20 protein-coding genes are annotated in these 21,773 nt (G+C 52.2%); 10 read left to right on the top strand and 10 right to left on the bottom strand.

Annotation, left to right across the window (positions count from 1 at the left end; all coding sequences use genetic code 11):
* Positions 1-443: 443 nt before the first annotated feature.
* The 5 genes from K3T83_RS02890 to K3T83_RS02870 all read right to left on the bottom strand — a co-directional run bounded on the left by K3T83_RS02890 (position 444) and on the right by K3T83_RS02870 (position 6,896).
* Positions 444-2,195 (bottom strand): beta propeller lectin, encoded by a 1,752-nt coding sequence (locus tag K3T83_RS02890; RefSeq protein WP_220201473.1) that lies wholly within the window; start codon positions 2,193-2,195, stop codon positions 444-446.
* Between the two features lie 546 nt (positions 2,196-2,741).
* Positions 2,742-3,044, bottom strand: a complete 303-nt coding sequence (locus K3T83_RS02885) for a hypothetical protein (RefSeq protein ID WP_220201472.1) — start codon at positions 3,042-3,044, stop codon at positions 2,742-2,744.
* A gap of 40 nt (positions 3,045-3,084) precedes the next feature.
* Entirely contained in the window at positions 3,085-3,915 is an 831-nt protein-coding gene (locus K3T83_RS02880) for a class I SAM-dependent methyltransferase (protein ID WP_220201471.1), read from the bottom strand.
* Between the two features lie 3 nt (positions 3,916-3,918).
* On the bottom strand, positions 3,919-5,517 hold the full coding sequence (locus K3T83_RS02875) for a radical SAM protein (protein WP_236064800.1): 1,599 nt from the start codon (positions 5,515-5,517) through the stop codon (positions 3,919-3,921).
* A 245-nt stretch (positions 5,518-5,762) separates the two neighbouring features.
* Positions 5,763-6,896, bottom strand: coding sequence for a hypothetical protein (locus tag K3T83_RS02870; protein ID WP_220201470.1), 1,134 nt, complete (start codon positions 6,894-6,896; stop codon positions 5,763-5,765).
* Positions 6,897-7,220: 324 nt separating this feature from the next.
* On the opposite strand from K3T83_RS02870, the gene K3T83_RS02865 reads away from it, so the two are divergent.
* Together K3T83_RS02865 and K3T83_RS02860 are read left to right on the top strand one after the other, a co-directional pair.
* Positions 7,221-7,748, top strand: coding sequence for a sigma-70 family RNA polymerase sigma factor (locus K3T83_RS02865; protein ID WP_220201469.1), 528 nt, complete (start codon positions 7,221-7,223; stop codon positions 7,746-7,748).
* A gap of 1 nt (position 7,749) precedes the next feature.
* On the top strand, positions 7,750-8,514 hold the full coding sequence (locus tag K3T83_RS02860) for an anti-sigma factor family protein (RefSeq protein ID WP_220201468.1): 765 nt from the start codon (positions 7,750-7,752) through the stop codon (positions 8,512-8,514).
* A gap of 57 nt (positions 8,515-8,571) precedes the next feature.
* On the opposite strand, the gene K3T83_RS02855 is transcribed toward K3T83_RS02860, so the two are convergent.
* From K3T83_RS02855 to K3T83_RS02835, 5 genes are all read right to left on the bottom strand, one after another.
* A complete protein-coding gene (locus tag K3T83_RS02855) occupies positions 8,572-10,005 on the bottom strand; it encodes a dihydrolipoyl dehydrogenase family protein (RefSeq protein WP_220201467.1) in 1,434 nt (477 codons plus the stop codon).
* Positions 10,006-10,211: 206 nt separating this feature from the next.
* Complete coding sequence (locus tag K3T83_RS02850) at positions 10,212-11,222, bottom strand: aminoglycoside phosphotransferase/kinase family protein (RefSeq protein ID WP_220201466.1); 1,011 nt, start codon at positions 11,220-11,222, stop codon at positions 10,212-10,214.
* A 389-nt stretch (positions 11,223-11,611) separates the two neighbouring features.
* The gene (locus K3T83_RS02845) at positions 11,612-12,253 is read right to left on the bottom strand and encodes a class I SAM-dependent DNA methyltransferase (RefSeq protein ID WP_220201465.1); all 642 of its coding nucleotides are present in this window, start codon (positions 12,251-12,253) and stop codon (positions 11,612-11,614) included.
* A 534-nt stretch (positions 12,254-12,787) separates the two neighbouring features.
* Entirely contained in the window at positions 12,788-12,973 is a 186-nt protein-coding gene (locus K3T83_RS02840) for a zinc-binding dehydrogenase (protein WP_220201464.1), read from the bottom strand.
* A gap of 148 nt (positions 12,974-13,121) precedes the next feature.
* Positions 13,122-13,562, bottom strand: coding sequence for a Crp/Fnr family transcriptional regulator (locus K3T83_RS02835; protein WP_220201463.1), 441 nt, complete (start codon positions 13,560-13,562; stop codon positions 13,122-13,124).
* Positions 13,563-14,307: 745 nt separating this feature from the next.
* Here K3T83_RS02835 and K3T83_RS02830 point away from each other — a divergent pair.
* The 8 genes from K3T83_RS02830 to K3T83_RS02790 all read left to right on the top strand — a co-directional run bounded on the left by K3T83_RS02830 (position 14,308) and on the right by K3T83_RS02790 (position 21,590).
* On the top strand, positions 14,308-15,447 hold the full coding sequence (locus K3T83_RS02830) for an NAD(P)/FAD-dependent oxidoreductase (RefSeq protein WP_220201462.1): 1,140 nt from the start codon (positions 14,308-14,310) through the stop codon (positions 15,445-15,447).
* A 91-nt stretch (positions 15,448-15,538) separates the two neighbouring features.
* Positions 15,539-15,721: a hypothetical protein gene (locus tag K3T83_RS02825; RefSeq protein WP_220201461.1), complete on the top strand. Its 183-nt coding sequence runs from the start codon at positions 15,539-15,541 to the stop codon at positions 15,719-15,721.
* Between the two features lie 322 nt (positions 15,722-16,043).
* Positions 16,044-17,537: an IMP dehydrogenase gene (gene guaB / locus K3T83_RS02820; RefSeq protein ID WP_220201460.1), complete on the top strand. Its 1,494-nt coding sequence runs from the start codon at positions 16,044-16,046 to the stop codon at positions 17,535-17,537.
* A 269-nt stretch (positions 17,538-17,806) separates the two neighbouring features.
* Positions 17,807-18,028, top strand: a complete 222-nt coding sequence (locus K3T83_RS02810; protein ID WP_236064799.1) for a CocE/NonD family hydrolase C-terminal non-catalytic domain-containing protein — start codon at positions 17,807-17,809, stop codon at positions 18,026-18,028.
* A gap of 452 nt (positions 18,029-18,480) precedes the next feature.
* On the top strand, positions 18,481-19,815 hold the full coding sequence (locus K3T83_RS02805; protein WP_220201459.1) for an amidohydrolase family protein: 1,335 nt from the start codon (positions 18,481-18,483) through the stop codon (positions 19,813-19,815).
* Between the two features lie 152 nt (positions 19,816-19,967).
* Positions 19,968-20,327 carry a hypothetical protein gene (locus K3T83_RS58610; protein WP_236064798.1) on the top strand — a complete coding sequence of 120 codons (360 nt, stop codon included), beginning with the start codon at positions 19,968-19,970 and terminating at the stop codon, positions 20,325-20,327.
* Positions 20,328-20,539: 212 nt separating this feature from the next.
* Complete coding sequence (locus K3T83_RS02795) at positions 20,540-21,118, top strand: hypothetical protein (protein ID WP_220201458.1); 579 nt, start codon at positions 20,540-20,542, stop codon at positions 21,116-21,118.
* Positions 21,105-21,590, top strand: a complete 486-nt coding sequence (locus tag K3T83_RS02790) for a DinB family protein (RefSeq protein WP_220201457.1) — start codon at positions 21,105-21,107, stop codon at positions 21,588-21,590. The genes K3T83_RS02795 and K3T83_RS02790 overlap by 14 nt, the downstream gene beginning before the upstream one ends.
* Positions 21,591-21,773: the final 183 nt, after the last annotated feature.

Raw genomic sequence — 21,773 nt, 5'->3', positions numbered from 1 at the left:
CACCATTCTATTTTCTTGCCCGCAGTGGAAACGGCTGGAGGATCAATCTCGATCTGCTCGCCCAAAGCCAACAGACCTGCATCGATAGGGACCAAGAACAGGAGATCATATTGGGAGTCTATCATCCATTTGACCTTACGCGGCCCAACAGCACGATTGGGAAAGGTGGATAGCTCTTTCATGCTGTGGCGCGAGGTAGGACCGCTGGCTCACAAGGAAAGGCTCCCCTTGTTTTCTGAAAAGGATGATCTTTTCCATATGTGTCAGAGCATGCAGGCGACAGGAGGGAAGAGAGCTTCTTTCCTCCTGGGCGACAAACTTATCTCCACAGCGAGAGACGTGTGTTTGACTTAGCGGCTGTAACCTGCACCGAATGGTACTTTTGCAAGTACCATTCGCACCAATGCTCAAAGGTCCAGGACAGAAGGCTTCAAAGTGACAGACTAACTCCCAAAGTAGTTGGCGGGACTGATGCCGACGGGGCCTTGCCACTGACCCCCACCCACGACCCAACTTACATTGAGAGCCTTATGAGTATCAATGGCAAACACGTCAAGCTGGTTGGCGGATTGATGCTCGGAGGCGAGCGAGGTTCCAGCAGGGAAGGTGTTGGCAGGGCTGATACCAACCGGACCTTGCCATGTTCCCCCACCCACGACCCAACTCACATTGAGGGTTCCGTGAGTATCGATGGCAAGCACGTCAAGCTGGTTGGCGGATTGATGGTTGGCGGTCAACGCTGCTCTCACAGGAAAGATGTTGGCGGGACTGATGCCAACCGGGCCTTGCCATGTCCCCCCACCCACGACCCAACTCACGTTAAGAGTCCCGTGAGTATCAATCGCCAGCACGTCAAGCTGGTTAGCCCCTTGATGCTCAGAGACAAGCGGTGCGCCAGGAGGAAAGATGTTGGCGGGACTGATGCCAACCGGGCCTTGCCACGTTCCCCCACCCACGACCCAACTCACGTTAAGAGTCCCGTGAGTATCAATCGCCAGCACATCAAGCTGGTTGGCAGATTGATGGTTGGAGACGAGTGGTGCGCCAGGAGGAAAGATGTTGGCAGGGCTGATACCAACCGGACCCTGCCACGTCCCTCCACCCACGACCCAACTCACATTGAGGGTTCCGTGAGTATCAATCGCCAGCACATCAAGCTGGTTGGCGGATTGCATCTCCACTGTTAGAACTGCTCCTGGTGGGAAGGTGTTGATCGGGCTGATGCGCACTGGCCCTTGCCATGTCCCTCCACCTACAACCCAGCTCACATTGAGCGCTCCGCTGTTATCGATGGCAAACACGTCAAGCTGGTTGGCGGATTGATGACCGGTAGCGAGCGACGCTCCTGGTGGGAAGGTGTTGATCGGGCTGATGCGCACTGGCCCTTGCCATGTCCCTCCACCCACAACCCAGCTCACATTGAGCGCTCCATGACTGTCAATAGCAAATGTGTCAAGCTGGTTGCTGGCCTGTTTTGCTGCGGCGACCCCCGCTTTAGGTGATGCAGATGTGGGCGGATTGGATGGCGGCGAAGCAGACTGTCCATCGCGCGAAAAATCCTCGGTGAAGCGGACATGATTGCTATCGATGGCAATGCCGATGCCAACATACCGCAAAGTCGTGCTCATGAGATTATCATAGTGGTTGTGGCAGCCACATGGACCCTCACTAAGGAACCCGCTACTCCCCTCATGGACCTGCCGAATGAGGTCGTAATAGGCAGCCGTTGGATAACCCGATCCATAGCCGACGTTTTCGGCTGACTCTGTGGTGGACCCTACCGCATTTTTGATGCGCGTAGCTGGGTCAGGCTCCCCAGGGCATTGGTGTCCTTTAGGGGGGCAGTCTTGCTCGCCAAAGGTCAGCCACAATGCGCTATGGGATCGTGCTCCCTGCGTCAGGCGATTATCGAGCAGATAGGGCGGAAGTCCCCGGTCGGCACGATAACTGTTGATCAACTGGAATGTACACGCTTCTAACTCAGAAACTGTGCGACCACAGCTTGTTGGGCTGGGCGAGAGGTCCTTAGCCGCAGCAGAATGGGTCGGGACAATGAGCAGTGCCAGCAGAGCAACCAGGGTGACGAGGAGGATATTGGTGATCCCTCGCCATGGAGAGAAAGATTTGCAAGGGAAACAGGTCGTATGGATATCCTCATGAGATGTACCCCTTTGCTTCTTTGTACGGCTGAACATCGCTAAATCCTTTCAGATGGTTTGTGTTCTATGATCTTTTCCGGTGACGCATGAGAAAAGCCGAACTTCTGTCGCCGGGCCTCAATGTTGAGAAGCTGTGGGCGAGATGTTGACTTGGCTGTGAACTGCAAAACGGGCATAAGAGGACAGGCCCATAGATCATCTGTTCTTCCTCCTAGGTCGTGAACTATATTCAGGTATCCCACCAAAGACCGATCTGACCTGTGTAGCAGCTCATACATTCTTACTACAATGTATAGACGTGTAAGAGTACATTTTTAGGAAATGAATCTGAAGTACAACATGTGCAGACTGGGATTTCTCGCTCAACGTTCTTTCGCTCTGGCAAGAGCTTCTCAGCAGAAAGTATGACACTAGACAAACGATGTGCTTCACCCAACGGATCAAGGCAGTGAAGGCGATCCTCAGCTTCAGCAAAAACGTTCCTGGTACAAACGGAACATAGGATCGCCTGATGCCTCTCTCCGCTACAGAGGGGGAACATCCTTCGGTTTTCATCACGTTTAAACTCTCTTGAGATCAACTTCAAGAGCGCCAAGAGCTGGCAGCACAAGCAATAGGGAACAGGCGCAAGGTATCAGTCGGGCCTGCGAATAGGGTATTGCTCACGAGGATGAGCAGGGCAAACAGCGTCATCAGGCCCGTGACCCGTTGCCACGAACGCCTCAGCGATGGGTTCTGGTGAGCCGTCTGGCGGGACATAAGCCAGGAGCGCTGGAAGAAGCTTCCCAAGGCGCATAGGCGAAAGCGATCAGCACGCAGAGTGGTCAGCAAGTCAACCGCAAACCTTTGCTCAGCATTCTCTTGTATAGGAAATGTTCCTGTCATAGATGTACTATCCAAAGGGAAGCGAAAGAAAAGGGACAATCTATGTGTTCATCTTCGATTTGGTTGCTGTAATCACCGCATAACCAAACAGGTGAGCCTTTACCGCCGCAGCTGCCGACCTCATGAACGCTTTGGCTTGCTCAAAGTCGACGCCCCCTGGAAGTTCGATCTTCTTGAGTTTCACCAATACCTCTGCTCCAAGGAGCCTTCCATGGATCGTCTGTACCATGTCGGCTAAAACATCATCATGCTGTTCTACTTTATTCATCGTCAACCCGGCATCCAAGAGGTAGTGTATGTAACCATCAATGGGCTGAGCATCGGCAATACAGGCGATCCGCGCTAGTAAGCCTTGCAGATCTTCTGGCACGTTCCCTCTACGAGTCAGGTCGCTCAGCCCCACACGTCCACCGGGCTTGAGCACACGTCTGAACTCGGAGGCAGCAGTTTGTTTGTCTGGGAAAGTGCAGAAAGCACACTCGCATATTACGGCATCAAAGGTTTCATTGGGTACTGGCAGGCGTTCTGAGTCGCCTTGCTGAAAAGAGACCAGGTGGGAAACTCCTGTTGTTGATGCCGCCTGCATGGCTTTATTTACTGCTTCAGTGCCATAGTCTATGCCCACAACCATACAGCCAAAGCGCTGTGCCAGCCGTATTGCGCTTGTCCCTTGACCTGAGGCAACGTCCAGTACCCGCAGACCTGGTTGCAGATTGAGCACTACGCCCAGGTGCTCGGTCAACGCAACACCACCGGGATGAAAAGCATCTCCCAGGATCAACTGTATCCAGTCACTCTGATAGAGTTTGGCACAGCAGAACTTTATCGCTGTCGTATCCGTCTTCTCTGTCGCATCATACTCTGGCGTCATGAACTAATCCTTTCGGTAGCTTGTATCACCTGTGCGTGATGCCTGCTCAAAAGAGAAGGTCAGCGGTTCAGGCGTATACGGCACTCCTGCACGCTTTGCCTGATTGCGTTTGCGTTCACGTTCTTGCAATTGCTGGCGTGCCTGCTCACGATAGCCAACATTGTTATAAGCGCAAAATGGGATTTGTTTCCCATCGGGAAGGAGAATCTCCTTGCAACACTTCATCAGATTTTTCTGGTTGAATGTCCAGGGGTCCATGAAGTCCTGCAACATGATCATAAAGATATTGTGGGCGAAGGCTCCCGGATTCAGGCCATTGGGCAGTTCACATGCCGCACAGGAGATAGTGAACTGTTGTGTTGTTTTGTCGGAACCAGCAACCGCGGAGGAAGACCATAGGCTTTCTAGCGCGGCTTGTATATCAGCGGAGAGATCTGGGACGGCGCGATTGGTGATATAGTCCAGATAGTCCTCAACATTGAGCACGCGTGGCAATGGGAGCACTATTTCTCCATTGAGCAACGCATAAGTCACCGAGTTGCAGGTGGGGAAGCAGCATGGTACGGGTACGAAGTCCGAGACTTTCAATAGACCACCTATCTGCTCTTCCAGGGCACTGAGGATGTCGGGGATTGTCAGACGCTGCATGGGATCATGTGGGCCGTGACGACCGGACTGAAATGCGGGCTGAAAGTTGATACCACGTACGGCAGGATGCTTTATTCCGAACGAAACAATGGCACCCACTTCGTGTAGATTTACAAAACGATCAACAGCAGGGACCAGCACAACGTTTGCCCCAATCTTTGCCAGACGATCTAACGCCCGCAGTTTCTGCGGCAGGATACCTGGCTCGCCACGGAGAATGCGATAGGTCTCAGCCTCAAAACCGTCAAACTGAAAGTAGATCGACGGGTGCAACTCAGTTAATTGCCGCAGGAATGCATCATCATCAGCGATACGCTTGCCGTTGGTGTTGAGCATCACATGTCTGATATTGCGCTGTTTTGCAGCTCTCATCATCTCGATGATCTGCGGATGGATCGACGGTTCGCCTCCAGAAAATTGCACCACTTCTGGATTCCCCTCCGTTTCTACCAGGTGATCCAGGATCCCCTCCACCTCCTCCAGCGTGAGATTAAAGCCCGCCCCGGCATTGGCAAAACACAGCGGACAGTCCATGTTACACGCACTGTTGACCTCTATAATACCAAGACACGCGTGTTGTTGGTGATCGGGACAGAGACCGCAGTCGTAGGGACAGCCATGCTGGGTCTCGGTGGAAAACGCGAGCGGGATCGTGCCGGGTTTATTGAAGCGAGCATTGGTCATGTACGCCCTGGCATCACTGTAGACCAGTCCTTCAAATGTACCGTGCTCAGGGCAACGCTTGCGCATATACACCTTATTTTCACGCAAGAGAATCTGGGCGTCGATCACACGGCGGCATTGGGGGCAAATGCTGCGTGTCAATTCATAAAAGACGTAGTCAACATCTTTTTTCTTGCGCGGTGTAGGATGCTCAGGTTGCGTCCCCTCTGTCGTTGTGACCATATTGGATGAAGCGATGGAACTCGATGCGATGTGCGGTTGTGTATCCATCAGGACTCCTCTTTTTCTTAGCTCATAAAAAATGTGGTTGCAGAATAAGTGGGAGAAGATTTACTTCCAGGGCACAGATGACCCTCTTTCGCATCCATGTAAACCATAGCGGATGACTGCAATATGCTCCCACCTGATTTCTCCGACACCGCCCAACGCTGCCCTCAGAACCCCTCCAACCCATCGCCCCATCCTTGACGCATTAGGAAACACTTCTTTCTTTGACGGGGCAAGCCCAATACTCTTTATCTGGACCTGGCAGGGGACAAACTCACCTTTTGACCGGCAGCCCTTCCTACAACAAGTACCAGGAATGCAGCGAACAGAATCACAGCAACCGCAGGAGCGGCTCCTCCAACAGCGAAAACCGGAGCGTGACCCGAGAGGAAGGAACGCTCACTATAGATGAAGATCACCAGTATCATCACATAGATGAATTTACTGATCATCCGATAGCCAACGTGATTGCCTCTTCGCGAAATGGCAAGTTTGAAGGCTCCACGTAGCACCAGGAGCAAGAGTGCAGCCACCATCCAGAGAATAAGCCCGGTTTCGTTCCCCTTTGGCCCTACCTGATAGCCATTGACTCCTAACGTCAAGTTGGCATAGCTCCCGTACAACATGATCGCCAGACCAAGCACAAGGAGCGTCTCTGTTATCAGCAGACCAGGGATTCTGGCAAGGCCCTGCCTTGTCTCTAACCGTGCTTTGATACCTTCACGGCCCATGAGAAGAAACATACCGGGAGTCGTAATTCCTAAAAAGCTGAACCAATTCCACTGAGGTGCTTTGAGGGCCTCTCCTGCTAATTGCCCAAAGGCAATCGCCATGAGAATGGTTCCAACAACCAGGATGACACCATCACGAAGCATGATAGGAAACGTGATGTGCCCTAGTGGGCGAGCAGGTTGGGAGACTCCGGATAAAGCCAGTCCACCAGCACCAAAGGCCAGGCCAACCAGGGCAGTGATAAACTGAGCAAGCGCGATGGTTGGAGAAGTGTAGCCCAGGTGAAAAGCTGTCATGGAGATGCCAAAGTAGAGAAAGGCATTTGCAATAGCAGCATCACCGGGAAGTATCCCTATACCATGAGACATGCGGTGTTTGCTCAGAATTGTGCGTAACAGCAGAATGGCAGCATGAAGCATGCCAAGACTGAAAGCGATCTCGGCTCCTGTGAGGATTATGCTCAGGCTGAAAACAACCTCGTTCCCCCTGAAGATTATGCTCATCGGAGTAAAGAGGGATAGGATTAGCATGGTGATGCTGAGAATGATAAACGCAAACGCACTTACGAGACTATATCCTCTTACAAGCCTATTCGGTTGGGGAGCAGCAGAGGCATATTCTGTTGCCTCAATTGAGAGTGACTTGTGCATCGAATATCTCCTTCTCTTATAGGACAGAAAGTGTTCATAGGGCCGGGAGATGCAGTGGGAACAAATGGTTCTCATAGCCTGATGGTCCAGGCACATCTCCCAGTATGTTTTTCCTTCACCAACCTAGACTGTTTTTCGATAGAAATATTCCCTCAGCAATTGTGAAAATAAGCCTCTGCATTATTAATAGATACACTAAATAGAATTTTGTTGTATGATTCTATAATCAACAGATATGGGAAACTCTGCTAATCCACCTGCAAGCATGCACATGTATAGGGGAATAAAATCACTCAAAAATCAGTCTTTTTATAAGGAGGGGAAGTGCAAGAGCATGACAAGCTCCTACGTTTTGAACAACTCATCCTACCGCATCTGGGTGCCGCATACAACCTTGCTCGCTGGCTGACAGGCAATGACCAGGATGCGCAAGATATGGTGCAGGAAGCATACTTGCGAGCCTTTCAGTTTTTTAAAGGCTTTCGAGGTGGAGATAGTCGAGTTTGGTTGCTGACCATTGTACGAAATACCTGTTATACCTGGCTGCAACAGCAACGAGGAGATGAATTAACCATACCTTTTCAGGAAGAACTCCATGATGTGGGAGGCGAGGACTTGAATCCAGAAGCGCTGCATCTGCGTCGTATCAATCAGCAAAAGATCAGAGATGCACTGGAAGCATTACCTGTAGAGTTTCGTGAAGTAATGATCTTACGCGAACTGGAAGAATTGTCCTATAGAGAGATTAGCACTATTGCTCAGGTGCCCCTGGGGACAGTGATGTCTCGCCTGGCACGCGCACGTAAAAGGCTTCAGCGCTATCTTGCAGATCACATGAATGAAGAGGAATAATATGGATTGTACAGAGACACAGCGTCTGCTCCATGCATATATCGATGCTGAATTGGATATGGCCGACACCTTAGAGATCGAACAGCATCTCCAGAAATGCCCAGATTGTTTACAAACCTACGACAATGCTCAGGCACTCCGAACAGCCATAAAAACAAGCTCTCTCTATTTTCAGGCTCCTGAGAAACTACGGAAGCGTATTGAACCATCTGTACGGAAAGCCAAGAAAGTTGCATTCATTTCTCGAATCACGTCCTGGCGAGGACTGAGTGTCGCGGCGGTGCTCATCTTTGCGATGCTTCTTTCGCTCTTGGCGTTCACTCATTTCTGGCCCACATCTGTTGCAAGCAACTCATTGCCACAGGAGGTGCTCGCCAGTCATGTGCGTTCATTAATGGCAAATCACCTGGTAGATGTTCCATCTTCTGACCAACATACTGTGAAACCCTGGTTTAATGGAAAGCTTGATTTCTCACCTTCGGTGGTCGATCTGGCCCCCCAAGGATTTCCCTTAATTGGTGGACGACTGGATTATTTGGATAACCAACCAGTAGCAGCAATAGTATATAAGCGTCGAGAGCATATTATTAATCTCTTTATCTGGCCGTCAAACCAAAGCATGAGAGGAGAGGGGGATACCATCACTCTCCAGGGCTATCATCTGATTCACTGGACGAAATCGGGGATGACCTACTGGGCCGTCTCGGATCTGAATCTGAATGAGTTGCAACAATTTGTTCAACTGGTACAAGCCTCATCGCAATAGCATAGTCCCCAAATATGCGGCGCGAGGCTGAGTGGAGATTTCTCATCTTCTTTATTTTCACTCATAACGAGCAAATCGATTCAATTGACGTATGAGCTTACGGTTGCTGGCGGCTTTGGGTCCGGTGAGAAATGCCTCAAAAGCGGCCTGCTGTAGCCCTGTAATCAGTGTAGGATAGGGGTGAATGGTGTTGAAGATGTTATTGATGGAAAGATGATGCTGCATTACCAGGGCTATTTCCCCTAACAGTTCACCTGCTCCTGCTCCAACCAGATGCGCTCCTACAATTTGCTCTTTTTTTCCAGTCAGTACCAGTTTGATAAAACCTGCCGTTTCATTCGCCGTTTGGGCGCGGTCGATCTCCGACCAGGGGAATTTGGTAATGCGCACGTGCTTATACTGTCGCTCTGCCTCGGCAGGTGTAAGCCCGACTCTGGCAACTTCTGGCTCGGTAAAGGTGCACCATGGTACAACACGATAATCGACCTTCTTCTTTGCCAGTGGTATCAGAGCATTACGCACGGCTATACCGGCATGATAGGAAGCGACATGTGTAAAAAGGTAGCCTCCTATTACATCACCGAGAGCAAAGATGTGCGGGGCTGATGTTTGCAGATGTTCATCTACGAAAATCCCTTTCTCATTATACTGAACACCTGTCGCATCCAGGTTCAGGTGTTCTTCTATATTGGGCCGACGACCAAGGGCCAGGAGAAGTTCGTCAGCCTCGAACTGCATTAGCTGCTTCCCTCGCTGGGCCGTAATCACTTTCTTCGTACCATTGCGGTGCGTTTTCACTACACGTGCGTTCGTAATGATATCAATGCCTTCAGACTTGAGGATATTTGCAATCACCTCCGAAGCTTCAGGATCTTCACGCGGCAGGAGACGTTCCGGTCCCTGAATAATGGTGATCTTTGCGCCCAAGCGCCCGAGTGCCTGTGCCAGTTCCACACCAATAGGCCCCCCTCCAGCAATCACAAGTGATTCTGGGAGAGCCGTCAGGTCGAATACATCTTCATTGGTCAAATAACCTGTTACTTGTAGCCCCTCTATCTGTGGAACTCTGGGGCGTGATCCGGTGGCGATCAGTATGCTACGACTGGTGATTTCCTCATTATTTAAGAGGAGCGTTGTTGGCGATGTAAATGAGGCTTGTCCAAACGCAACGGTCACGCCCTCAGTGTATGTCTTTTCTGCATCGCCCACTTGTTGAATCACACGCTGGATAGAAGCGCTGACCCTTGTCATGTCAACACTCTGGTACGTCGATAGCACCCCGAACGATGCTGCATGCTTAGCTTGTTGGACTATGCGTGCTACATGGATCAAGCTCTTGCTTGGTACGCAACCGTAATGCAAACAATCTCCCCCTAACCGTTGTTTGTCAATCAGCAAAACGGTGGCACCGAGAGACTGGGCGAGATGGGCTGCGGTGAGGCCAGCAGACCCCCCACCGATAATGGTCAAGTCATAGTGTGTTCGTGACATCTGCTCCCCTGCTTTTTTCTATGATGGATCACATCAATAAAAAGGATTGTTTCTCTTCTACCACAAAGAGACTGTTTTTTTCGTGATTGTATTCCCACCTGGGAAAGGGATCAAACACGGTAATTTGAACAAAAGGCAGCACTTTTCTGTGAAAGGAACTTCAGGCGGTTAACACGAGGGCAGAAGGAAAACCGTGATGCTTCTGTCTATGTATATTGAGCAAGGCGAGCGCAGCAACTGCCCTCTGGATAGGAGATTTCCTGTGGGTTCAATGCGTGCTCCAGGCGCGCACCATAGGCAAGCCCATAGAGCTTCGCGGCCCGCATGGTTTGATACTCCTCTGGGGTAAAGGGCTTGCCACGCGCGGCTTCGTATTCCACGATAAACGCCTGTGCTTCCTCGTCAGTCGGTGCCCTGGAACCGCCGAAGTATTCCGTGTAGGTGAAGTAGCCAGAGGCATGCCCAACGATGATTGGCTCTTTTTCAAGCGAGAGGCTATCCCAATCATAGATGACGCTCACCCTGTCACCAACGTAGCGGAAATGTTTCACCCCCCAGTCGCTATGACCCAGCACCAGATCTCCCGCACCTTGCAGCTTGAGCGTTTGCGCGTGGGATGCGATCTCATCAATCCATTCGGCCCCAGCTGCCGTTGCCTCAAAGTCGAAGAGCTTGCTATGGGGAACTCCCCAGGTTACCCCAGGTGGCAGGCGCACATCGAGGGCCGCAGGTTGTACACCTGGGATGGCTGCGGGCGTTTTGGTGAAATGGATCAGCCGCGCCAGCATTTCAGCCATCGAGCGTCGAATCGCTGGATCAGACGCCTCGTGATAGACCCCCTCATCCATCAGCACTTCAGTGGTAGCAATGCCCTGCGCAAGCGGGCGTGGAGCGAGCAGTGGTTTGGGGCAGGGATAGCCGTGAGCAAGAAGATAGTGTTGCACTTGCACCATCGCCTGTAAAAACGCCAGCGGGCGAGCATGATGGACCTTCACGACGATACGACGCTGATCCATCAGGCGCACGCCACATACTGCGCCAATACTTGCTTCATAGAAAAGATACTCCTCGACAGCCGCGCCAAGTTCGGCTTGGCAGAAGCTATCGATATGCTCTGCTATTTTCTGCGGATCGGTTGTCTCAAAAACGTCCGGTTCGACAAAATGCTGCTCCCATTGAGCGATATGCTGACAAATAACGTCGTATTGAGCAGTCATGCTTTTTCTTGTTCTCCATTCTATTACGTCCTTTACAAGGATTGCACGTGAGAGACAGGAATGTCACGCAAAAGGACAGTGTGTGGTTAAGAAGCAAAAACAGCATGCTTGAGGCTACAAAAGTGCCCAATACCACAGCTTATTATATCTCTCAATGAAGAAGGGCGCTACTTTCTGAAGCCCTCAAATATGGAAAGAGCTTGGAGACGCCCTGCTTCGATCCTTCGCCCATTCCCCTCTTTCCGTTCAGCTAAAAATCTCGTTGCGCATCCCGTGGGATACCAGAAGAAAAATACGCAAGAGATGTTAGTAAGGACAGATGTCAAACTCTCAAGTGCTTTGTTGGTTGAGAACGCAGCTCCAGAGGCGGCCTCCAGTGCTGACAATAGTCAATTCGGCTTTGAGGTAGTGGAGCCTGCTTGCCTTCGAGATCGAGCAAGCCAGATAGTCCGTCCGCCAGCAGTAGGATCTTCGACAACATGCTCCAGCACCTCAAAGCCGAATTGGTCAAGCAAGAGTTGGTATTCCGCTGCATCGAGGCTGGCATGGTAGAGTGATTCTCCCCGATATTTGCCAATCGCCTCACCGTGCTCTGTGCCCGTATTGAACATCAAGAAAGCGGATGGAGCGGCGTGGGCGGCGAACACCTTGAACATGTTGCGCTGATCGTCATGGGTCAGGAAGAAAAAGCTATCCCACCCAAGAATTCCATCAAATCGTCGATGAAGTGTGATGGCTTGCATAGCCGACACCACCCACTCCTGGTCCGGCAAACGCTTGCGACAGAGCGCAATGAGCGTTGGGGAGGTATCGACGCCAGTCACACGCAGTCCATGCTGCACGAGATGGCGAGCGACCGGCAGTGCTGATCCACATCCCAGATCGAGGACGGTCGCGCCTTCTCTCAGGCATGTGATAAAACGATCATGCCACTTTTTGTCATTCCATATTCCGCTGTTGCGATCAGCATCCCATTCATGGGCATATCGCTCATAGATTGCAGGGATCTGTTTAGACAGATGACGTGTCATAGTCTGTAGTATAAGCGTTCGCCCATCTGCCTTGCAAGTTTTCTGGGGAGAGAGACAGGGCTTTCCAATTCTCCCATCTAGCAGGAGTGCAGAGGGCGGCAGCCCTTTGCCAGGGTGCGGGGTGTCCCCGCAAAAACCTTTTTTCTTCTCTTTTGCGCGCCGCCGCAGGCGGCGCGCGAAGGAGGGAAGGAAACTGGGGACACCCCAGACCCCGGCAGGGAGACCCCTGCCCCCCTTTGAGCGGAGAACTGAAAAGCCCTGGGGAGAGAGAACTCAAGGTTCGACCGACCATACTGGGCCTCGAAATGCTCTTTGCCTTGTTTGCCACCTCATGTACATGTTTGAGGGAAAGGAATGCAGATGTGGTGTGAGATGGAGAGAACACGCTTCCCGGCCTCACGTCGGTTCTTATCCAGGTACGAGGGCACTCTCAATTGAGGACCTTTTGCACCTCTCATCCTTGATCGAGGTGCAAAAGGCTGTCTCTGGCACGTTGTTATCACCAGTGATGACTGCCATGTCGATGCGCAGCCCTCATTCATTCCAGGCGCGACCTTCTTCTGCGACACGCAGGACCATGATTCCTTGCAAGTGGCCAGCTTCGCCCCGCTCGTGTGCCTTGCGCGCTTCTGCCAAAGGCACAACAGTATCGATCATGACACGCAATTGCCCCGTGTCGATTAACTCACTGATGGTAGCCAGGTGCGCTCCATCAGCCACACCTCATGGGTGCGACTATCTGAGCGCGAACGCTCAGATACAAGAAGTTGTGTGCTCTTGCCAGCATGTCTTCTACTTCCTGCTCAGACTCGACGAGACAATGCCCTGAACAGGGTAGCTCGACCGATCTTACGTAAGGCTTCATCCATTACTCGGTAACTCGTTGCTCGGCCTTGCGCAGGCGACGGCTGAGAACGGCCATCAGCTCAAGACCGATATTCGGGTCGCTGCTCAGTATATGGCGCAGGATAATGCGGAAGTCCCAAAACGGCACCAGAAGAGCAGTGACCTCATCTATCGCCGTGACCGTAGCAGAGCGGGGCAGATCATCCAGGAGTGCCATCTCACCAAATACATTCCCCGCTTCCAATGTTCCCAGTACTTGTTCTGCTCCATCAGAGTTGTTTGTCCGGGTGATGCGAACAGTCCCTTTGGTGAGAATAAACATCCCTAACCCTTTTTCGCCTTGAGAGATCAGCACTGAGTCTGGTCTATATGTGGCCTCTCGACAACACGATGCTACTTCCTTTAACTCCTTCTTACCGAGACCGGAAAAGAGGTCAACACGTGATAAGGCATCCTCATACATGACCTGGAACCTCCTGTTTCGTTGCATACCCTGAGAGATCAGAAAAGAAGAGTCTACTGGATGTATTGTATCACAGCGAGGTCATTTGTCAGGATGCGAATCTTCTATTGGTGTAGTTATACTAGGCAGCAACGATGAACAGGTTCTCCATCGAAACCAAGTGCTTCATGCAAACAGACTTGAAAGAGGAAAGGGAGGCATTGAGAGGTGGAATATGGAGTTTTCTCTTCCCGGAGCCACTTGGCGGAAAGCGCGTGACGTGAGGAACAGCAGCAGCATGGACGAGCAACAACTGAGCGAGCAGGAGCGGGTCTAATTCTTCATCAGCTCTCGTAGCACTGGCAAATTCCCGCTTTTTGGCGCCCCTTCCTCTCTTCCCATTTGGCAGGTTCCCCAAAAAGGAGGAATGACTCACACATGTGCGAAGTGCTGAATGCGCTGAAAGGTGCAAATCCTGTCTAGAAACAGCCTGGGGCGACTCATAGAGCATGGTGCCTTTCAGCGCTTCGTTCAAATAGATTCGTAACAGTTTGTGCTGACATTCTCAACGGTATAGTGTATAAATGTTAGAGCATGTTTGTACATGCGAATTTGGAATAGGAAGGCACCTGTAAACTGTGGTGATGTTAAACTGCAAGAGGAAAATCTCCTTCTTGTCTTCTAGATGCGAGCCAAGACGCGATAGGTTCGCTACTTGCATCTCCCTACAGTTCTCTTTTTCTCAGTTCCTGAAGGAGGTCGATCAATGGCAATGCGTTCTATTGTGATTGGTGCAGGTATCATCGGTACGTGTACTGCACTGCGGCTTGCACAGAGCGGAGTTCAGGTGACTCTCATTGAGGCGAATTTGCCAGGAGATGGAACCACAGGGACTTCATTTGCGTGGTTGAATGCTGGTGCAAAGCGGCTTCGCGAGTATTATGAGCTGAACGTCGCAGGAATGGAAGCTCATCGGCGTTTACTTGCTGAGTTGCCCGACGCTCCCTGGTATGTTCAGACAGGAAATCTAGAATGGAGAGCGACACCAGAGGCACAGGAGCGCCTCTTTAAGCAGGTTGAAAGGTTGCAAGGAATAGGCTATCCGGCAAAGCTCCTCACTCCTGCCCAGGTGGTCAAGGATTTGGAACCCGATCTCATGATTGAGTCATCGGTCGAGGGCATTGCATACTATCCCGAAGAGAGCCATATTTATCCCAAACTGTTCCTGACCCATCTGCTGCGAGCAGCGCAATCGCTCGGCGTCGAGCTACACACGAGAACGAAGGTCGTCGATTTCGAGATGAGTGGTAATCAGGTGAGTGGAGTTGTTCTGGAATCTGGGACACACCTGAAGGCAGATGTTGTTGTCTGTTGCGCTGGCCGCTGGACGGAAAAGCTCCTCTCTCAGGTCGGGGTGTATCTCCCACTTATTTCGCCAGAAGAGCCAGAATCAGAGGCCATTGGATTGTTAGTTTTGACGTCGGAAATCTGTGCCACTGTTCAACGTGTTGTGCATGCTCCTGGCGTCAATATTCGCCCTGATGGTCCCAGTCGTCTGCTGTTGCATAGTGGCAAATTTGATCGTCAGATTTCGCTCCAAACCCCGCTCTCTCCCCCTCCTCAAACTGCTGAAGAGGTATTGAGTAACGCAAGAAAATTTGTGAGGAATCTGGAGACGGCACGTGTCGAATCAGCTATCCGAGCTATCCGGGCTCTGCCACAGGATGAACTTTCTGTCGTAGGCTGGACTCCAGGAGTTGAGGGACTGTACGTGATGGTGACGCATGCTGGAGTGACCCTTGCTCCCGCACTTGCAGAGATGGCTGCCAGGGAAATCAACGGCACCCCAGAGAAAATGCTTGCCACGTTCCGCCCAGACCGCTTTCAGCCACAGGTGAGCGGGTGAGGCTCCCCACCTGACGCGTAGCGACAACCCTCGCGGTTGTCGCCTTCGAGATTCCTTGCTTCAGCCGCTGAAGTGACAGGATCGTCACAAGATGGGCAGACGGCTGGCGGTCGTGGTTGGGGTCAATGGGCAATCTGCCCCTGACCGAGGGCCATTGCACTATGCGGTAGATGATGCAGAGGCGATGGCTCAGGTCTTGCAGGCAGAGGCGTGTGGCTTTGAGTTGTTTGCTCCTCCGTTGCTTGGGGAGCAAGCGACGACTTCAGCGATCTAAGACCATGCTTTGGAAAATGAAGCGCCGAAGAAATCTCTCAGGGCAACCACACACCCATTTTCAAACGATTTGAAGAGCACCTCTCTCATGTAGGTTTTTAAAAGCAAGCTTGCTACGATGCAGCTTTCAAAGCCCACGCCAAAAGATGAGATGTGTTTGCTCTGCCCTCGCTACACAACATTTGACACTCCAACAAACCAAGTGATATAGTACCCGGAATTATTCGAAATCAGCCACCACGTTCAGCAAGATTATTTTGAGGTGGGAGACCTGGATTCGCTTCTCAAGCGACCAGGTCTTTTGTTAAGGAGGAAACACCTACATGCTTTTCAATTTTGAGCACAAATTTGCGAGAGAAGGACTCACATTTGACGATGTCTTGATTGTCCCAGCGGCCTCATCGGTGATGCCACGCGAAGCTTCGACCGTGACACGGCTCACCCGAAGCATTTCCATGAACATCCCTATTCTTAGCGCAGCTATGGATACGGTGACAGAGGCCCGTCTAGCCATTGCGCTGGCGCGCGAGGGGGGGATGGGCGTTATTCATCGCAATCTCTCCATTAAGGATCAAGCCCAAGAAGTGGATAAGGTCAAACGCTCAGAGTCGGGTATGATTACTGATCCAATCACACTGGAGCCACACCAGCCTTTGAGTGAGGCTCAGGCGGTGATGAAACGTTTTCATATCTCTGGTATTCCGATCACTGAGCAAGGCAAACTGGTTGGCATTCTGACGAATCGCGATATGCGTTTCGAGGCGGATACAACTCGCCCAATCTCTGAATTGATGACCAAAGAGCGGCTGATTACTGTGCCGGTGGGAACGACGCTGGAGGAGGCGCGGGACAGCTTGCATCGCTATAAGATCGAGAAACTGCTCGTTATTGATGAACATGGTAATCTCCGAGGTCTGATTACCATGAAAGATATCCAGAAGAAAATCCTCTATCCCAACGCCTCCAAGGACGATTTCGGTCGTCTGCGGGTGGGTGCGGCCGTGGGGGTGGGACCCGATACTGATGAGCGATGTGCGGCCTTAATCGAGGAGGGTGCGGATCTGTTGGTTGTGGATACTTCGCATGGGCATTCGCAGATGGTCATAGAAACGGTGGCACGCGTGAAGGATCATTTTGGGAAGCAGGTGCAGCTCATGGCTGGCAACGTCGTTACCGCTGAGGCAACCGAAGCCTTGATTCGGGCCGGGGTAGACGCGGTCAAAGTGGGGGTCGGCCCAGCTTCCATTTGTACCACCCGGGTCATTGCGGGAGTAGGCGTGCCGCAGATTAGTGCTGTCTTCGAGTGCGCAAGTGTTGCGCGTAAGTACGGTGTGCCCGTCGTCAGCGACGGGGGGATCCAGTATTCCGGTGACATCGCCAAGGCGATCGCGGCGGGCGCGGATACGGTGATGTTGGGTAGCCTGCTGGCCGGGGTGGATGAGAGCCCTGGGGAGTGGATCATTTCGCAAGGAGAGCGTTTCAAGGATTATCGTGGTATGGGTTCCGTGGGGGCCATGAAGCAGCGGAGTTTCAGCAAAGATCGCTACTTCCAAGGCGATATCACCGATGAGGTGCGCCTGATCGCCGAAGGCATCGAGGGCCGTGTCGCTTATAAAGGCATGCTCGCTCCCCTGGTCTACCAACTTGTTGGTGGTCTGCGTCAGGCGATGGGCTACGCAGGTTGCGCAACGATTGCCGAAATGCAAGAGAAAACGTGCTTTGTTCGCATTACAGGTGCCGGCTTGCGCGAATCACATCCACATGATGTGCACATCGTCAAAGAGGCCCCCAACTATTCCCTTGCGAAAGAGTCCTAACCGAGCATTTGGGAAACAGGGAGGAGCCTCTTCCTGAGCCGCTTCTTCCCTTTTTCTATATACGCTCTCATTCCAGATTTGTGAAATGATTACTCCGTGCGCCCTAGACGCGTGAGTAGTAATCGGATCATTACCACCTGGATCGGTGTTTCGCTAGTATGTACCTTTCGCTCGTAACCTTTGCTTATTCTTTCTGCCTCTAGAAATCCAGCTCAATATTTGTTCTGCGTCTGACGCCTGGTAAACCAGCTCTCCAGAAAGATGGCAGCTTGCGCATCGACATCGATCTCTGGCCCACGGCCTATCATTTTCGTAAAGGTCAGCGTTTGCGCGTGCAGGTTTCCAGTGGAGCACACCCACGTTTTGCGCGAAATCTGGGCACGGGCGAGCCGCTAGCGACTGGCACCAAAATGCAGGCTGCCAGCCAGACCATTTATCACGACCCTGCGCATCCTTCGCGGATTATTCTGCCTGTGACAACGAACGCATAATTTAAATTCAGTAGCCGTAGGCTTGCCTACGGCTCACCACGCGAGTCCTCTAGAGGCAAGTTCTAGTCTAGCGCATGGCCCTGCCAGAACGTGTTCACTCTGGAGACGAGTCACTCGCCGTTCTTTTCCGCTCCTGAACTCCTTTCCAGGCCGCTACTTTCGGTGTAACGGGGGTGATCCTCAAGACATCGACTCACATGATGCTGGCATATATGTGCAGTAACGCCTGGAAATTTTCCTACTTGCTCAGCTAGCAAATTGTAAATACGGAATGAGATGGTGGTAAAATGGTACAATTATCTGAGGTAATCCCTGAGGGAGAAAAGGAGTTGTATGGCCTACGGAGCGGTTTCTCCTTATGAGAGAGGGAAAGATGCCCTCGGATAGTTCCCAAAAAGTATCTCATCGAATCCTCGCATTTACAGGAGAATGTATGAAAGGATAGTGTCAGCATGATGCAAAACCGGCAGATCATTACGACAATTGAAGATGTGGTGCAGCGGACGCCGATACTGGATACGCATGAGCATCTGATTGAGGAGGCGCGACGGCTGGCGGAGCCTCGTGTGGATGATCCCTTTTATCCCTGTAACGACTGGTCATATCTCTATCACCACTATGCGCGGCAAGATCTGTACAGCGCCGGCTTCACATCGGAGATGGACAGACAGTTCTTCGATCCACAGGTTGATCCTAAGGATAAGTGGCGCATCTTTGCCCCTTTTTATGAGCGTACGGGCAACACGGCCTATTTTCTGGCGGTCAGGCATACTCTCCGGCTGCTCTTTGAAGAAGAGGATATTCACGAGGGGAATGTAGAGCGTATCAGCGAGAAGATGCGTGCTCAGACGTGTAAAGGCTTCTACAACATTATAGTTCGCGATGTTGCCAACATTGAGTCGTGTCAGGTCAATTCGTTAGAGTATATGTTGTGCGAGACCGAATATCCCGATTTGCTGCTGCAAGACATGTCGATCAACTGGCTCTGCACAGGCCTTTCGCACCAGGCGGTTGTCAGCTCTAAATCCCGCACACTCGAAGAGTGGTATCGCACCATCGATTGGCATTTTGAGCGTTATGGACCACGGGCTATCGCAGTGAAAACGCAAGCCGCGTACTGGCGTGATCTTTCTTTTGATCGCGTGACGTTTGAGGAGGGGGCACCGCTGTTTGCTCGCTTTGCCAACGATGCTCATGCACTGAGTGAGGGGGAGTTGAAAGCCTTGCAGGACCACCTGTTTCATTACTGCGTGCAGAGAGCCATCGATTACCATCTGCCGATCAAACTGCATTGTGGCTATCTGGCTGAGAACAACAAGATGCCACTGGGTAGGCTGAAGCGCATCGCCTCTGATCTATGTCCGCTTTTGCAGGCGTATCCAGAGGCCAGTTTCATTTTGATGCATATCGGCTATCCCTACCAGCACGAGTTTATCGCGCTTGCCAAACATTACAGCAACATCTATCTGGATATGTGCTGGGCCTGGCTGGTCAATCCGCTGGCCTCAATCCATTTCCTCAAAGAAGCGTTGATGGCCGTTCCCTCTGCGAAATTGTTTGGTTTTGGTGGTGACTATTATCTGGTCGAACCCATTGTTGGGCACGCCTGGATTGCGCGTCAGGGGATCGCTCAGGCGCTCTCAGAGCTGGTGCTCGAAGGCTGGATGAGCGAAGAGAGCGCCTTGCGAGCAGCACGTCAGATGTTGCGCGAGAACGCTCTGAGACTGTTCGAGTATGAGCAAGTTCAGAGGGAGTGGCAACGGCAGCACCATCCTGGAAGCATTTAGAGCAACTGGCTCGTTTGCTTCGCTTTTCTCCGTGTATTGCGCGGCGTTTGCCATGCCATTGCGATCAAAGTCGAGAATATCATCAACAATATTCCGCTCGTTGTACCAGGTTGCAACCTGCGCGAGTATGAAGCGAAACCAGAGGAACCGATTTGAACCATATTTCAACCCTTGTTGGGCGTCCTGCACCTGCTGCTCTGACGATGCATTCCACTGGTCACGTTGGAACTGGAGCGTTGATCGTTCCCCTAATCGCGTTGCTGCTTTTCGTCATAGAGAGAAGGACGTTAACTCCGAGAGGTCATCATTCTGCGTACCGCGTATCTGACCAACTGTGCGTACGAATGGGAGGCCAACGAGGTGTTTGCCAGAAATGTGGGGTTGACCGACGAGCAGATGGCCTTGTTACAGGCCTCGACCCGCTGAGCAATCTCATTAGCCGTGCAATTGATGAGGTTAATCAGCAGGCGGTTATCAGCGATGACGCCCTTGCCCAACTCAATGCATCTTGATAGGTAGGCTTGCGGGTCTCTCCACCGGGTAAAGTCGCCGATGTTCGAGTACGACGCAGTTTTGTCGCCCACGCGGTCGTTGTCCAGGGCTTTCCAGTTCTCCGCTCAAAGGGGTGCAGGGGTCTCCCTGCCGGGGCCTGGGGCGTCCCCAGTTTCCTTCCCTCCTTCGCGCGCCGCCTGCGGCGGCGCGCAAAAGAGAAGAAAAAAGTTTTTTGCGGGGACACCCCGCACCCCGGCAAAGGGCTGCCGCCCTCTGCACTCCTGCTAGATGGGAGAACTGGAAAGCCCTGGACAACGACCCAGGGCTTTCCAGTTCTCCGCTCAAAGGGGTGCAGGGTCTCCCTGCCGGGGTCTGGGGTGTCCCCAGTTTCCTTCCCTCCTTCGCGCGCCGCCTGCGACGGCGCGCAAAAGAGAAGAAAAAAGTTTTTTGCGGGGACACCCCGCACCCCGGCAAAGGGCTGCCGCCCTCTGCACTCCTGCTAGATGGGAGAATTGGAAAGCCCTGGGTCGTTGTCTGTCTGCTCTTGACAAAAAAGAACAAAGGCTCTATCCTGGGAGGAAGGAAACGGATGAGTCGAGGCAATGGCTATGGGGCAGGCATACCTTGCCATTTCTCGCGGGAATGTGCAATGCCCAGGAGGGGGATCAGGCTCTCGGTCTCCCCGATGTGCAAGAGCGTTCCTGGCAGGGCCAGACTGACAACCTTGTTGATCTCGACAGCAACAACACACACAGTGGGCGACGGCAAGCCAAACACGTCTTTTCTCAGGAGGAACGATGGAGCTTCTTGACCGCTACCTCGGCTATGAAGCCTGGACCTTACGATACTTCCTCACCCGATGTCGCGACCTCTCCCCCTCGCAGTTGCATCAGCCGTTTGATATTGGTCATGGAACGGTGCATGCCACAGTGGATCATATTCTCAGCAATGTAGAAACATGGACCGATTTGATGCGAGAGCGCCCTGTACGTCATCTCCCCCCATTGGCAGCAACTCCTGAGAGCTATCTGCAACGCTTCGATGATGCGCTGGCAGACTTCGCTGATTGTGGGCGTCGGCTGGTCGCAGAGGGGCGCTTAGATGAGACCTATCTGGATGTGTTGGATACTCCTCCTCAGCCCAAAACCTTTGGTGGAACCTTGCTGCATGTGTTGACCCATACCACCGTCCATCGCTGGGAAATCCAACACATGTTGCAGCGATTAGGACTGGGCGATCTCATTGAAGGAGATGTCCTCAGTTGGGAGGCGAAACACAAATGAGCGTGAACAATACGTGCCAGCGAGAGTGAGGCACGAAAACGGGCATGGCTGCCAACAGCACACGAGCCACTCTTCGCTCTCCCCGCCGGGTAGAGTAAAGACAGATAAGAGGCCTTCCCGTATGCTTGGAGCGAAAAATCACCCGAAGGAAAACTGGAGCTTCCTACAGAACCCCCTTCTCCT

Source organism: Reticulibacter mediterranei, assembly GCF_016587455.1.
Note: the sequence above shows the minus strand (reverse complement) of the source record. Positions and strands in the feature narration are given on the sequence as shown.